This window comes from Planobispora longispora (genome assembly GCF_016863135.1).
GTDB lineage: Bacteria > Actinomycetota > Actinomycetes > Streptosporangiales > Streptosporangiaceae > Planobispora > Planobispora longispora.
Genome location: NZ_BOOH01000004.1, coordinates 149,596 through 164,197 on the forward strand (window position 1 = coordinate 149,596; position 14,602 = coordinate 164,197).

Annotated in this window: 12 protein-coding genes; 4 read left to right on the forward strand and 8 right to left on the reverse strand. The window is 71.8% G+C overall.

Annotation, left to right across the window (positions count from 1 at the left end):
* The first annotated feature begins 575 nt into the window (after positions 1-575).
* The 3 genes from Plo01_RS03005 to Plo01_RS03015 are packed head-to-tail and all read left to right on the forward strand — an operon-like array spanning position 576 to position 5,294.
* Entirely contained in the window at positions 576-1,553 is a 978-nt protein-coding gene (locus Plo01_RS03005) for an AAA family ATPase (protein WP_203888900.1), read from the forward strand.
* Positions 1,554-1,608: 55 nt separating this feature from the next.
* Positions 1,609-2,865: a DUF58 domain-containing protein gene (locus tag Plo01_RS03010; RefSeq protein WP_307837353.1), complete on the forward strand. Its 1,257-nt coding sequence runs from the start codon at positions 1,609-1,611 to the stop codon at positions 2,863-2,865.
* The gene (locus Plo01_RS03015) at positions 2,862-5,294 is read left to right on the forward strand and encodes a transglutaminase TgpA family protein (protein WP_203888902.1); all 2,433 of its coding nucleotides are present in this window, start codon (positions 2,862-2,864) and stop codon (positions 5,292-5,294) included. Before Plo01_RS03010 ends, Plo01_RS03015 begins: the two co-directional genes overlap by 4 nt.
* 319 nt (positions 5,295-5,613) lie before the next feature.
* On the opposite strand, the gene Plo01_RS03020 is transcribed toward Plo01_RS03015, so the two are convergent.
* The 8 genes from Plo01_RS03020 to Plo01_RS03055 all read right to left on the reverse strand — a co-directional run bounded on the left by Plo01_RS03020 (position 5,614) and on the right by Plo01_RS03055 (position 13,485).
* Positions 5,614-6,012: an SCO2097 family morphological protein gene (locus Plo01_RS03020; protein WP_203888903.1), complete on the reverse strand. Its 399-nt coding sequence runs from the start codon at positions 6,010-6,012 to the stop codon at positions 5,614-5,616.
* A gap of 147 nt (positions 6,013-6,159) precedes the next feature.
* On the reverse strand, positions 6,160-7,398 hold the full coding sequence (locus tag Plo01_RS03025; RefSeq protein ID WP_203888904.1) for a DNA polymerase IV: 1,239 nt from the start codon (positions 7,396-7,398) through the stop codon (positions 6,160-6,162).
* Positions 7,399-7,435: 37 nt separating this feature from the next.
* Positions 7,436-8,194, reverse strand: a complete 759-nt coding sequence (locus Plo01_RS03030) for a class I SAM-dependent methyltransferase (RefSeq protein WP_203888905.1) — start codon at positions 8,192-8,194, stop codon at positions 7,436-7,438.
* Between the two features lie 131 nt (positions 8,195-8,325).
* Positions 8,326-8,736 carry a transcription antitermination factor NusB gene (gene nusB / locus Plo01_RS03035; protein ID WP_203888906.1) on the reverse strand — a complete coding sequence of 137 codons (411 nt, stop codon included), beginning with the start codon at positions 8,734-8,736 and terminating at the stop codon, positions 8,326-8,328.
* A complete protein-coding gene (efp, locus tag Plo01_RS03040; RefSeq protein ID WP_203888907.1) occupies positions 8,736-9,296 on the reverse strand; it encodes an elongation factor P in 561 nt (186 codons plus the stop codon). The genes nusB and efp overlap by 1 nt, the downstream gene beginning before the upstream one ends.
* A 26-nt stretch (positions 9,297-9,322) precedes the next feature.
* Positions 9,323-10,426 (reverse strand): M24 family metallopeptidase, encoded by a 1,104-nt coding sequence (locus Plo01_RS03045; protein ID WP_203888908.1) that lies wholly within the window; start codon positions 10,424-10,426, stop codon positions 9,323-9,325.
* A gap of 233 nt (positions 10,427-10,659) precedes the next feature.
* Positions 10,660-11,985 carry a dicarboxylate/amino acid:cation symporter gene (locus Plo01_RS03050; protein WP_203888909.1) on the reverse strand — a complete coding sequence of 442 codons (1,326 nt, stop codon included), beginning with the start codon at positions 11,983-11,985 and terminating at the stop codon, positions 10,660-10,662.
* Positions 11,986-12,444: 459 nt separating this feature from the next.
* Positions 12,445-13,485, reverse strand: coding sequence for an LLM class F420-dependent oxidoreductase (locus tag Plo01_RS03055; protein ID WP_203888910.1), 1,041 nt, complete (start codon positions 13,483-13,485; stop codon positions 12,445-12,447).
* 186 nt (positions 13,486-13,671) lie between these two features.
* Here Plo01_RS03055 and Plo01_RS03060 point away from each other — a divergent pair, with 186 nt between their 5' ends.
* Positions 13,672-14,547, forward strand: a complete 876-nt coding sequence (locus tag Plo01_RS03060) for an endonuclease/exonuclease/phosphatase family protein (RefSeq protein ID WP_239315829.1) — start codon at positions 13,672-13,674, stop codon at positions 14,545-14,547.
* Positions 14,548-14,602: the final 55 nt, after the last annotated feature.

Here is a 14,602-nt window from a genome sequence, read left to right on the forward strand (position 1 = left end):
CGGAGCGCTCAGCGCTACAGCCTCTGCCCTCCACTGCGCACCACCATACTCCACTTCTCTCCACCGTCAACTGATTCCAACCGTGTTCACGCGCGAATCCGCCGATATTTCCCCAGTTCAGGAGGGGTGGTGCGGAGTGGGGCCGACCAGAGGCCCCTGACTGCCAACCGGCGTGTCGGATATGCCGTCACAAGCCGGACGATCACGCGGACGCAAGCCCCCGGCGAAACCGGGAGGGGCCCGGCGGGGAGCCGGCGGCGCCCCGGAGGAGAGCACGGAAAGTGGGGCAGAGTGGTAGGGAGAAGAACCGGTGGAGGAAAGTGGTGGAGCGCAGTGGAGCGCGGGCCGCCGTGTGTCACGAGATCCGTACGTCCGCCGCGTGAGAACGCGACGATCGCGCCGCACACTGTGGCATGTTCATCCACAAAACAGCCCCGATGCCGCATAAAGTCGCCCTGGAACCCACGGCGTCGTAGTGTCGGTACTCACAATGGGATAAGAAGGGGCCGCCCAGGCCCCGCCGAGTTTTGACGTGTACCCCCCGGCGCGCCCCGCCGCACCCTCATGGAGGCCTGGTGGCAGTAACCCATGACGTCCCACCTCGGCTCGACGATCTGGTCGCCACCGCGCACCGGATCCGCGAGGCGATCGAATCGGTGATCGAGGGCAAGAGCGACGTCGTCCGCTTGACCTTGACCGTATTGCTCGCCGAGGGGCACCTCCTCATCGAGGACGTGCCCGGTGTCGGGAAGACGATGCTCGCCAAGGCGCTGGCACGATCCATCGACTGCCCCGTACGCCGCGTCCAGTTCACCCCCGACCTGCTGCCCAGCGACATCACCGGGGTCAGCGCCTACAACCAGCAGACCCGTGAGTTCGAGTTCAAGCCCGGACCGGTGTTCGCCAACATCGTGGTCGGCGACGAGATCAACCGGGCCTCCCCCAAGACGCAGTCCGCCCTGCTGGAGTGCATGGAGGAGCACCAGGTCACCGTCGACGGGGTGACCTACCAGCTCGACGCCCCCTTCATGGTGATCGCCACCCAGAACCCCATCGAGATGGAGGGCACCTACCCCCTCCCCGAGGCGCAGCGCGACCGCTTCACCGCGCGGATCGCGATGGGCTACCCCGAGCCCGCCGCCGAACTGGAGATGCTCGACGTGCACGGCTCGGCCTCCCCGATCGACAAGCTGGAGCCGGTGGCCACCACCGCCGAGGTCAAGGCGCTGATCGAGGCGGTCCGCGCGATCTACGTCTCCCAGTCGATCAAGCGGTACGCGATCGACCTGGTGACCGCCACCCGGCACTCCCCCGACCTGCGGCTCGGCGCCTCCCCGCGCTCGACCCTGCAGCTCGTCCGCGCCGCGCGGGCGCACGCGGCGCTCGCCGGCCGTGACTACGTCATCCCCGACGACCTCCAGGCCCTGTCCCTGCCCGTCCTCGCCCACCGCCTGCTGCCCAGCGTCGAGGCCCAGGGCCAGCGCCGCCTGCCCGAGCAGGTGATCACCGACCTGGTCCGCCGGGTGCCCGTACCCGAGGCGCAGGCCCGATGAGCGGGCGCGGCGCCGGACCGGCGGCCGCCGTCCCGCGGGACGGGGCGGTGGCGTGATGTCCGGCTTGAGAGCGCTCACCACCCGCGGCCGCTCCTTCATCGGCTCCGGTCTCGCCGCGCTGATGTGCGCGTTCTTCCTGGGCGAGCACGACCTGCTGAGGATCGGGGTGCTCATCGTCTCCCTGCCCCTGCTCGCGGCCATGGTGGTGGCCCGGACCCGCTACCGGCTCAGCTGCGCGCGGCGCCTCGACCCGCCCCGGGCCGAGGCGGGCAGCGAGGCCACGGTGACCCTCCGGCTGGAGAACGTGACCCGGCTGCCCACCGGCCTGCTGATGATCGAGGACACCGTCCCCTACGCCCTCGGGGCCCGTCCCAGGTTCGTCCTGGACCGGGTGGAGCCCCGGGGCATCCGGGAGATCGACTACCGGGTCCGCTCGGACCTGCGCGGCAGGTTCGTCATCGGCCCGCTCTCGATCCGGATCGGCGACCCCTTCGGCCTGGTCGAGCTGACCCGGTCGTTCACCGTGAGCGACACCCTGGTGGTGACCCCGCAGGTGGTGCCGCTGCCCCACGTCCGCCTGTCCGGCGAGTGGACGGGCGGGGGCGACAGCCGTACCCGGAGCGTGGCCGCCGCCGGCGACGACGACGTCGCCCCGCGCGAGTACCGGCAGGGCGACGACCTGCGGCGGGTGCACTGGCGCTCGACCGCCAGGTACGGCGAGCTGATGGTCCGGCGCGAGGAGCAGCAGTGGCAGAGCCGCGGCGCGCTCCTGCTGGACACGCGGAGGTACGCGCACCGGGGCGAGGGGCCGCGCTCCTCCTTCGAGGCGGCGGTCTCGGCCGCGGCCTCGATCGGCGTGCACCTGGCCCGTGAGGGGCTGGGGCTGCGGCTGGTCACCGACCAAGGTCCCGAGCATCTGACCGACACCGGGCTGAGCTGGTCGCTGCTGGACACGCTGGCGGTGGTGCGGACCAGTTCGGCGCGGTCGCTGGAGTACGGCGTCGCCGCCCTTCGGCAGGGCGGCGGCGACGGACTCGTCGTGGCCGTGCTGGGCGGCGTCACCGTCGAGGAGGCGCAGAAGCTCGCCCGGGTCCGGCACGGCAACATGACCGGCGTGGCCGTCATGCTGGACGTGGCGGGCTGGGAGCGGCCCGACCTCTGCGACGGCGAGGAGTACCAGGCGGCGCAGGCGACGCTCGCCGGAGCGGGCTGGCGCATCGTGCGGCTGCCCGCGGGCGTCTCGATCGCGAGCGTGTGGCCGGCCGCCGGGCAACGCGGGAGATTCGCACTCAGCGGGAACGGTGGTTCATGAGACTTCCCATCGCGGCGGGCGTGGCCACCGGAGCGGTCGCCCTCACGCTCTACCCCCTGTTCCAGGCGGGCGCCTGGTTCTGGGCGAGCCTCGGGGCCATCCTCGTGGTCACCTCGGTCGGCATGCTGGCCACCCGCTACACGCTGCCGAACTGGCTGGCGCCCCTGGCCCAGCTGTTCGCGTTCTGGATCTACCTGACGGCGGTGTTCACCGGGGACGAGGCCTGGGCCCGGGTGGTGCCCACCAAGGAGTCGCTCGTCGGACTGCTCCGGCTGGTCGCCGCCGGCTTCGCCGACATCCAGCGCTTCGCCGTCCCCGTCCCGGACAACGCCGGAATCGTCCTGCTGACCTGCGGCGGCGTCGGGCTGATCGCGATCATGGTCGACTTCTGCTCCGCCCGGCTGCGGCGGAGCGCGCTGGCCGGGCTGCCGCTGCTCTCGCTGTTCGTGGTGCCGGCCTCGTTCCTGGGCGACCCGCTCAGCTGGCCGACGGTCGTCATCGGCGCGCTGGGGTTCCTGGGACTGCTGGTCGCCGACGGGCAGGAGCGGGTCAGCCACTGGGGCCGGGCGGTGCTGGTGCGCCGGACCCCGTCCTTCATCGCGCCCCGCCCCGCCGCCGACACCGGGACCCTGCGGCTGTCGGGCAAGCGGGTCGGCGTCACCGCGGTCGCGCTGGCCATCCTGCTGCCGTCCCTGCTGCCCACCCTGGAGCCCGACCCGCTGTTCGGGTTCGGCGTGGGGGACGGCAACGGCCGGGGAGGCAACTCGATCAGCATTCCCAACCCGATCGTCAACCTGCGCGGGGAGCTCTCGCTCCCGGGCAACTCCACCGTCCTGACCTACACCACCAGCGACAACTTGCCGCGCTACCTGCGGCTCTACTCGCTGGACAACTTCGACGGCGAGCAGTGGACGATGCCGGAGACCAAGGGCCGCCCCGACGACCTGATCTCCGACGCGCCGCTGCCCCCGCCGCCCGGTCAGGGCCAGTCCGTGCCCACCTCCCAGGTGTCCCTCGAGGTCACGGTGAGCGAAGAGGTCAGGAACATGAACTTCCTGCCTCTGCCGTACCCGGCGAGCCGCGTCCGGATCGAGGGCGACTGGCGGCCCGACCGGGACACCCTGATGGTCTTCTCCACCCGGGACACCGCCGAGGGCCTCACCTACCAGGTGGTCAGCAACGAGCCCCGGCCCACGGCGGAGAACCTCAAGACCGCCGGGGCCATCCCGCAGGCGATCCAGCAGAGGTACCTGACCCTGCCCGACAACCTCCCCCGTGAGATCCTCGACAAGGCCGGGGAGGTCACCGAGGCGGGCGCCACCCCCTACGAGAAGGCCGTCAAGCTTCAGGAGTTCTTCACCACCACGGGCGGGTTCAGCTACACGCTGGCCACGCAGGGCCACGACGGACCGGCGCTGTCGGACTTCGTGCTGCGCAGCAGGGCCGGGTACTGCGAGCAGTTCGCCGCCGCGATGGCGGTGCTGGCGCGGGCCGTGGACATCCCCTCCCGGGTCGCCATCGGTTACACCGGCGGCACCAGCGTCTCCGGACGGTGGAACGTCCGCACCCACGACTCGCACGCCTGGCCCGAGCTCTACTTCGAGGGGGCGGGCTGGCTGCGCTTCGAGCCCACCCCGTCCGGCCCCGCCGGGCAGGGCACCGCGACGCGGCCGCCCTATACCTTCCCGGAGGTCACCACCGGCGGGGACGACGAGCCCACCGCGCAGCCCAGCGCCGGCCCCACCGGCTCGGACACGCCCACCGGGGCGGCGAACAACCGGCGCAACCCCCTGCTCGACCAGGAGTTCGGCGGTACGCCGATCACGGTGGACGAGGGGATGCCGACGGCCGCCAAGATCGGCATCGGGGCCGTGGTCGTGGTGCTCCTCCTCCTGGTCCCCGCGATGCTCCGCTGGGAGCAGCGCGCACGCCGCCGCCGCGTCTACTCGCGCCCGGCGGTGGTCGTCGGGTCCGCCGGGGAGGGTCCCGGCGGGGGCCCCGGCGTCGTGGCGGTCAGGAGCAACCGGGGCGAGGCCGGGGTGGCCGCGGCCTGGGCCGAGCTCGACGACGCCCTGTGCGACTACGGCATGTCCCGCCAGCCCAGCGAGAGCCCCCGGGCGCTGGCCCGGCGCCTGAGCGAGCAGTACGAGTTCTCCCCCGAGGCCGCGGCGTCGATGGCGAAGCTGGCCGAGGCGGTGGAGCGCATGCTCTTCGCCCGGACGCCCGGCGAGACCGGCTCGCTCCGCGAGGACGTCCGCCGGGTACGGCGGGCACTGGCCGCCACCGTGTCACGCGGCAGGAGGATCCGGGCGGTGCTGCTGCCGCCGTCCACGTTGCTGCGGGCGCGGGCGCTGGGCACGCGGATGCTCGACGGCTTCGACCGCCTGGAGAACATCCGGATCGGCCGGCCCGCCCGCAGGAACGCGTAGGGGCCCTCCGGCGGCGGCCGGGAAGAGAACGGGGAGGGGGTCCGGCGCGAGCCGGGCCCCCTCCGTCCGCCGGGCAGGTCCCGGAACGGCCGGCGGGGATCACCGGCACAGCTCACGGATCCCCGGCACGCTCAGCGGACCACCGTGCGGCCCGCGGATGCCGGCAGGTTCGGCGGGGTCCCGGGACGCTCTTGGGTCGCCGGGGCTCTGAGGGCTTTGCCGGGGTCGCCGAGGAAACACTCGGCGGATCGCCGTGAGCCGCCCCCGGCAGGGGACGGCTCACGTCATGGTCGGCGGTTCCAGGAGGGCCGGAAGAAGGTCAGCGCTCGTCGTGGCGACGGCGCCAGCGCTCTTCCATCCGTTCCATGAACCCGGGCCGGGAGCCGCCGCTGCGGCGTCCCTGCTTGCCCTCCGGACGAGCGGGCGACCCGGTGGTCTCACCGAACCCGTTCATCCGCTTCCAACTGGATAGACCCCACAAACACGCGGCGAGCATGACCACGAAACCGCCGACGCCGAGCGGGATGAGTTGAATCACAACGCCGACCATCAACAGGACGACGCCCAGGACGAAGCCGAGGGAGGCCTTGACCAGGCGGCGCTTGTAATGACTGCGTGGATCACTGATCCTGACGGTATTGGCCCACTTCGGGTCCTCGGCGTAGAGGGCCTGCTCGATCTGGTCGAGCAGGCGCTGCTCGTGCTCAGAGAGCGGCACGGCGCCTCCCAAGGACGGCCCCAGGACGGGGAAGACGGTGACGGACGACACGGGGTGTCCGAACCTCGCGGTCGGTTATCCCCAGAATACGAGGCTGTAGACGTAGACGAAAGAAAACGTCCAACGTAGTCCAAACCGGAGGCGACGTCATGGGTCCATTTCATCAAACGGAGGGGGCATGAGCGAGGCCGGGAGCACGACGTCCCGGCCGAACCTGCGGGCCGCCCGGTCCATCGCCCGCTCGGCCTCCCGCCAGCCCGACTCGCGTTCCCCGAGGCTGAGCTGCCGGACCGCCCCGTCGGCCGGGGACAGGCTCTCCACCCGCACCCCGACGAGCCGGAGCGCCGTGTTTTCCAGGCCTGAGGCGGCGTAGAGGTCGCAGGCGGTCGCGTAGAGCTCCTGCGCGACGTCGGTGGGATCCCGCAGCGTCCGGGACCGGGAGAGGGTCGTGAAGTCCGCGCGGCGGAGCTTGACGATCACCGTGCGGCCGACGTGGCCACCCTCCCGGAGCCGGGCGGCGACCCGCTCCGAGAGCCGGAGCAGCTCCCTGCGAATCCGTATTGGATCATCAACATCTGTGACGAATGTCTCTTCGGCTCCGATGCTCTTGTCCGGCGCGTGCGGCGTCACCCGGCGCTCGTCGCGGCCCCAGGCCAGGGCCGCCAGGTGGGCGCCGACCGCGTGGCCGAGCTCGTGCCGGAGCGTGTCCACGGGGGTCTCGGCGAGATCTCCCACGGTCCTGATCCCGAGGCGCGCCAGGGACTGCTCCGTGCGCTCCCCCACGCCCCACAGGGCCGCCACCGGCAGCGGGTGGAGGAACTCCACCACCTTCGCCGCGGGGACGACGAGCAGGCCGTCGGGCTTGCAGTGCTGCGAGGCCAGCTTGGCCACGAACTTGGTGCTCGCCACCCCGACCGAGCAGGTGATGCCGTGCTCGGCGGCGACCCGCTCACGGATCATGGCGGCGATCACGGCCGGGCGGCCGAGCCGCTTGCGCGCCCCGGCCACGTCGAGGAATGCCTCGTCGGAGGCTATCGGCTCGACCTCGGGGGTGATCTCATGGAAGATCTCCATGACCCGCCGGGAGACCTCGGTGTACTTCCCGCGGCTCGGCGGGATGATCACGGCCTGGGGGCAGAGCCTGCGGGCCCGGGTCATGGGCATCGCCGAGTGCACCCCGAACCTCCTGGCCTCGTAGGTGGCGCTGAGCACCACGCCCCGCGCGCCGGGCGCGCCGATGATGACGGGCATGCCCGCCAGCTCCGGGCGCTCGCGCAGCTCGACGCTGGCGAAGAAGGCGTCCATGTCCACATGGAGGATGGAACAGCCGGTGTCGTCGTCACCCAGGTCCGAACCGGGCCGCGGCACCTGCTGCTTTCTCGACACGGCGCCATCCTATGCGAACAGACGTTCGATGCAAGTCTCACCGGTGACCGAGGATGTGCAGCTGGGTCGCGATGTCCCGCAGGACCGGATGCTCCGCCGCGGCCTGCTCCAGGGCGGTCAGGGCGCTCGCCGCCCCCGGCTCGCCGTCGAGCAGCCTGCTCGGCACCAGGTCGGCGAAGATCCGCACCCCGTGCGCCTCCCCCGGCGTGAACCCGGTGGCCGCCAGGAGCCCGGTCAGCGACTCGCGGGTGAAGCGCCGGGGCGTGGGGTCCCGGTCGCCCCAGCGTCCCCGGGAATCGTCCAGGACCTGGCGGGCCTCGTCGAAGCGGCCGGCGGCCGCGCGGTGCAGCGCGGCGGCGAGCGGGTTGGCCGCCAGCACGCTGACCGCTCCGCCCTCGCGCAGCAGGCCGCCCATGGCCGCCAGCGCGCTGACGGGGTCGTCGACGTACTCCAGGACACTGTGGCAGAGCACCAGATCGGCGGCGCCCGCCGGGAGAAGCTCTCCCAGGTCGGCGGCGTCGCCCTGCAGCGCCCGCACCCGCACCCCGGCCTCGGCGGCACGGCGCTCCAGCGCGGCCAGCGAGTCGGGGCTGGGGTCGACGACCGTGACGGCGTGCCCGAGCTCGGCCAGCGGCACGGCGAACCCGCCGGTGCCGCCTCCGGCGTCGACGATGTCGAGCCGCCCGCGGCCGGTCGCGGCCACCTGGCCGGCCAGCACTGTCCGCAGGACGTCCCAGACGACGGCGGTGCGGACCGCCGGGGTGCCCGATGTGCGTGAGAGGCCTACGGCGTGCAACTTAGGATCGCCTCCTCGTTCGGTGACGAGCCCAGCTTACGCCGCGCGGCCCCCGGCGCCCGCCCGGGACGGATCTCCCCCGGGGAGCGCCCGGGACGGATCTTCCCCGGGGAACCGCCGCGCGGGGCCCCTCACAGCGCCAGGGACGGCTTGAGCTGCTTGAAGCGGGCCAGCAGGCCGTTGACGAACTGCGGGGACTCGTCCGTCGACAGCTCCGAGGCCAGGCCGACCCACTCGCTGATGACGACGCCCTCGGGGACGTCGGGCATCCAGAGCAGCTCGTAGGTGCCGCCGCGGAGCAGGTTGCGGTCGACCGCGGGCATGCGGTCGAGCGTCCAGCCCTCGGCGTAGGTGGTGATCAGCTCGTCGATGCGGGCCCGATGGCGGCACACGCCCTCGACGAGGGTCGCGGTGTACTCGTTGACCGGGGGTTCTTTCCGCTCCAGGCGTTCGGCGAGGACCCGCAGCGGGTCCTCGCCTCGTGCCTCGGCCTCGAACAGGATGTCCAGCGCGCGCCTGCGCGCCTTACCCCGTGCCGACATCAGGCCCGGCCGAGGTAATCGCCGGTGCGGGTGTCGACCTTGACCTTCTCGCCCGTGGTGATGAACAGCGGAACCTTGATCTCCGCGCCGGTCTCCAGCTTGGCCGGCTTGGTGCCGCCGGTGGAGCGGTCGCCCTGCAGGCCGGGCTCGGTCTCGGCGATGATCAGCTCGACGGCCGCGGGCAGGTCGACGTAGAGCACGTTGCCCTCGTTGACCGCCACGGTGGCGAGCATGTTCTCCAGCAGGTAGTTGGCGGAGTCGCCGACCGCGGCCCGGGAGACGTGGAGCATGTCGTAGGTCTCGGTGTCCATGAAGACGAAGTCGTCGCCGTCCATGTAGGAGAACTGCATCTCGCGCTTGTCGACGTTGGCCACCTCGACCTTGACGCCCGCGTTGAAGGTCTTGTCGACGACCTTGCCGGACATCACGTTCTTCAGCTTGGTGCGCACGAACGCGCCGCCCTTGCCGGGCTTGACGTGCTGGAACTCCACAACCGTCCAGAGCTCACCGCCCTCGAGCTTGAGCACAAGGCCGTTTTTGAGGTCGTTCGTCGTCGCCACTGGTCTCTCCTGCGTACGGCCGCTCTTTAAAGGACAAGCAGCTCTTTGGTCGTCCGTGTGAGGAGCTCCGGTCCGTCCTGACGCGTCACGAGTGTGTCCTCGATGCGGACACCGCCCTTACCCGGCAGGTAGACCCCGGGCTCAACGGTGACCGGAACTCGATCGTCAAGTCTACCGTGCTCCCGCCCGGGCTCCGGCTTCGCCGGGGACAGGAACGGCTCCTCGTGGATCTCCAGGCCCACACCGTGGCCGAGGCCGTGGCTGAACCGCTCGCCGTACCCCGCCGCGACGATCACGTCGCGGGCCGCCGCGTCGACCTCGTGGGCGGCGGCGCCGGGCCGTACGGCACGCCGGCCCGCGCGCTGGGCGGCGCGCACCAGCTCGTACAGCTCGCGCTGCCAGGCGTCGGGCTCGCCGATCGCCACGGTCCTGGTCATGTCGGCGTGGTAGCCCCCGTACAGCGCCCCGAAGTCCATCGTGACCAGGTCCCCGCGCTCCAGCGGCCGGTCGGTCGGCATGTGGTGCGGCACGGAGCCGTTGGGCCCGGACGCCACGATCGTGGCGAAGGCGGGCTTGTCGGCGCCCAGTTCCGCCATCCGCGCCTCCAGCGCCCGGGCGATCTCCCGCTCGGTCGTCCCCGGCCGCAGCATGGGCAGCACGTCGGCGAAGGCCCGGTCGGTGAGGTCGCACGCGGTGCGGATCAGTTCGATCTCGGCCTCGTCCTTGATCCGGCGTACCGACTCCACCAGCCCGGTGAGCCGGATCAGGTCCGTTCCCGGTCGCTCGCCGAGGCGGAAGTAGTCGGCGACGGGCATGTGGTGGGCCTCGACGGCGACCCGGGGGGCACGGGCGACGAGGACGCCGGCGACGTCGCGCTGCTCGACGACCTCGATGCCCTCGCAGAGCGCCCGGGCGGCCTCGGCGTAGCGGGAGTCGGTGGCGAGGACGGCCGTGCCGTCGGCGGTGACGAGCACGGCCGCGTTGGAGCTGACCAGGCCGGTCAGGTAGCGGACGTTGACGGCGCGGGTGACCAGGATCGCGTCCGCCTCGTGAGCGGGGAGCAGGGCCGCGAGACGCTCGCGGCGCCCGGCGTGTGTGCCGGACGGGGCGCCCGAATGGGTGGAGGTCATGCCTGAATGCTATTGACCATGCCGCCGCCGGCAACACGATCGGCGCCACAGTCGCTGCCCGCGTCCAGCGCCTCTTCTCCAGGGCATGCCCTGGCGCTTCTCCGGGACATGCCCTGGCGCGGGACACCTCGCGCCCTCCCGCTCACCCCTCGGAGCCGCGGTGGCGACGGGCTGCTCCGCCCCCGGCCGGGGAAGCGCGGGGCCGGGGGCGGAGGGGTGAACGGCTCGGGCGCTCAGGCGGAGACGAGCTCGCGATCCTCGCCGGTCTCGGCGTCCTGCCGGGGGGCCTCGTCGAGGGGCTGCGGCGGGGCGTTGAAGACCGCCGTGTCCAGACGGCCCTCGGCCCTGCCCACCAGCACCGGGACGACCATCTGCCCGGCCACGTTGGTGGCCGTGCGGATCATGTCGAGGATCGGGTCGACGGCCAGCAGCAGGCCCACGCCCTCCAGCGGCAGGCCGAGCGTGCTCAGGGTGAGGGTCAGCATCACGATCGCGCCGGTCAGGCCCGCGGTGGCGGCGGAGCCGACCACGGAGACGAAGGCGATCAGCAGGTAGTCGTCGAGGCCGAGCGGGAGACCGAAGACCTGCGCCACGAAGATGGCGGCGAGGGCGGGGTAGACCGCGGCGCAGCCGTCCATCTTGGTGGTGGCGCCGAACGGCACCGCGAAGGAGGCGTAGTCGCGGTCGACGCCGAGCCGGTCGACGACGATCCGCTGGGTCAGCGGCATGGTGCCGACCGAGGAGCGGGAGACGAACGCCAGCTCGATGGCGGGCCAGGCCTTGCGGTAGAAGGTCAGCGGGCTGACCCTGCCGACGAGGGAGAGCAGCACCGGGTAGATCACCAGCAGCACGACGGCGGAGCCGATGTAGACGCCGGCGCTGAGCTTGGCCAGCGGGGCCAGCAGGTCCCAGCCGTAGGTGGCCACGGACTTGCCGATCAGGCCCGCGGTGCCGATCGGGGCCAGGCGGATGACCCACCACAGGGCCTTCTGCACCAGTTCCAGGACGGAGCGGCTGAAGGCGAGGAACGGCTCGGCCTTCTCGCCGACCGCCATCGCGGCGGCGCCGAGGACGACTCCCAGGAAGACGATCTGGAGGACGTTGAGCTCGGTGAAGGCGGTGACGATGTTGGTGGGGACGATGCCGGTCAGGAAGTCGATCCAGGTTCCGGCGCCCTCCAGGTCCACGGGCTCGGCACCCTCGGTGGCGATGGTGACGCCCTGGCCGGGGTTGATGAGCAGGCCGAGGCCGATGGCGGCGGCGACCGCGGCCAGCGACGTGATCATGAACCAGAGGAGGGTCCTGCCGGCGAGCCGGGCGGCCCCGTTGACGTTGCGCAGGTTGGCCACGCTGACCACGACGGCGGTGAAGACCAGCGGCGGGACGGCGAGCTTGAGGAGCTGGACGAAGATCCTGCCGACCTCGGTCAGGGTGTCGGCGAGCCAGGTGACCTCGCCGGCCCTGGCGACGAACCCGAGGGCGACGCCGACGACGAGGCCCAGCAGCAACTGCAGGGAGAAGGAGAATCTCTTCACGAACGCGACTTTCGAAAAGGGCATGCCGGGGCGGACACGGTCATGCGGGTGAGGAATGGGGATACGGAAGCGCGTTCAGCGACAGAGATCGCTGTTGAGGCGGCACAGGTCGACGTGGAGTCGGCCGACCAGCCGCACGAGCACCAGGGAGAACCTCACAGAGGGCTTGAACAGCTCGTGAACAGGGCTGATTCCGCATCGTCGATGTGATGTGGAACACGATGGCGCCCCTCCGGCCCGCCCGGTCACCCCGGGGCCGGCGCAGACTCCGCCCGGGAGAGACATAACTCTCCGTTACCATCCGTTTACGGAAACGAGAGAAGCGGGGCCCCGGGCGGCCGCCCGTGTTCGAGCGGCCGCCCGGAGCCCCGCCGTACGGAGGGAGTCCCGGGGATGGCGTGCGAGGGCCCGGAAGACCGGAGCGCCCGGGGACGGAGGGTCCCCGGGAAGGGGTTCAGCGAAGAGAGGGCTCCGCGGAGGAGGTCAGGAGACGAGCTCCTTGACCTTCTCGATGAGGCGGATGCGCTCCTCGTGCGTGCGGGCCAGCGGGGTGACGTTGATCGTCGTCACGCCCGACTCGCGCATCGCCTGGATGCGGTCGCGGACGAAGCCCTCCGAGCCGATCAGCGACATCGACTCCAGGAGCTCCTGCGGGACCAGCGCGGCGGCCTCGTCCTTCTTGCCGGACAGGTAGAGCTCCTGGATCTGCTCGGCCTCCTTCTCGTAGCCGTAGCGCCGGGCCAGGTCGTTGTAGAAGTTCTTGCCCTTGGCGCCCATGCCGCCGATGTAGAGCGCGGCCATCGGGCGGCCCAGCTCCAGCCAGCCGGACACGTCGTCGCCGATGGCCAGGCTCGCCTGGGCGATGACGTCCAGCTCACCCAGGGCGGGGTCGCGCTTGGCCTTTCCGGCGGCGATGGAGGGGCCCCAGACGTCGGCGGCCTTCTCCGGCATGTAGAAGATCGGCTCCCAGCCCTCGGCGATCTCGGCGGCGAGCTCGACGTTCTTGGGGCCGATGGCGGCGATCACGACCGGGATGCGGTCGCGGACCGGGTGGTTGATGAGCTTGAGGGGCTTGCCCAGGCCGGTGCCCTGGTCGGCGGGGAGCGGGACCGTGTAGTGCTTGCCCTCGTAGGTGACGCGCTCGCGCTTCCAGACCTGGCGGCAGATCTCGATGACCTCGCGGGTACGGCCCAGCGGCGCGGTGTACGGCACGCCGTGGAAGCCCTCGATGACCTGCGGGCCGGAGGCTCCCAGGCCGAGGGTGAAGCGGCCGTCGGAGACGTAGTCCATGCCCGCGGCGGTCATGGCCAGCAGCGTCGGGGTCCGGGAGTAGACCGGCAGGATGCCCGAGGCGATCTGCAGCCGCTCGGTCTTGGCCGCGATGTAGCCCATCTGGCTGACCGCGTCGAAGCTGTAGGCCTCGGCGACGAAGACGATGTCGAGGCCGACCTTCTCGTAGTCGGCCAGCTCGGCCACCGTCTCCTTGAAGCCGCCCGAGTAGTTCAGGGCCATACCGATGCGCATCGTGGTTCGTCCTTCCGGTCGCGCCGCAAAAACCGAATGTTGTTCCGTTGTCTCCGCAACAAAGGCTATCGAGTAGACGGCCGAGCACCAAGCCCGCGCATTCCCCAACCAAGCCGGGTAGCCTACGCATTTTGGGGCATCAACCCCTTTCTACTCCGGCAGAGAAGGGGGCCCACGCTGAGACGGGTGATCATCGCGGGGGCGGTGGCGCTGGCCCTGCTCCTCGGCGGACACCGGCTCCTGCCGGAACTGGGCGGGTTCACCACGGTGCTGGAGAGCCTGCTCCCCTGGCTGGGCGCCGCCGTCCCGCTGCTGGTGCTCGGCGCGCTGCTCACCCGCTCCCGGAAGGCGGTCGCCGCCGCGGTGCTCCCCGGGGTGGTGTGGGGGATCATGTTCGGTCCCGCTCTGCTGCGCACCGCACCGGGCGGGCCGAGCGACCTGGCGGTCGCCACCCTCAACGTGGGCGTGGCCAACTCCGACTCCGGCAAGGCCGTGCGCGCCGTGGCCAAGGACCGGGACCTGTTCGCCGCCCAGGAGCTGACCCCCGGCGGTCCCGCGGCCAAGGAGCTCGACAAGCGCTTCCCGCACCGGGTGCAGGTGAGCACGATCGGGCTGTGGAGCCGCTTCCCGATCACCGGGCACCGCACGGTGGACATCGGCCTGGGCTGGACCCGCGCGCTGCGCGCCGTCGTGGAGACGCCGAGGGGGGAGGTGACGGTCTACGTCATGCACCTCGCCTCGGCCCGGCCCGGCGAGACGGCCCAGCGGGACCACACCCTCGCCCACGCGCGGCGGGTCATCGAGGCGGACGGCAGCGAGAACCTGCTGCTCCTGGGCGACCTCAACACCGCCACCACCGACCGCAAGCGCTCCGGCCTGGTGCCGCCGCTCTCCGACGCCCACCTGGAGGCGGGCGCCGGCTTCGGCTTCACCTGGCCGGCCTCCTTCCCGGTCACGCGACCCGACCACATCCTCTACCGCGGCCTCACCGCGACCAGCGCGAGCGTCGAGCACGCCGTCGGCAGCGACCACCGCGCCGCCGTGGCCTCCCTGCGCCTCTGAACGGCCCGCGACCGGACGACCCGTCGCTGAACGGCCCGCGACCGGACGACCCGTC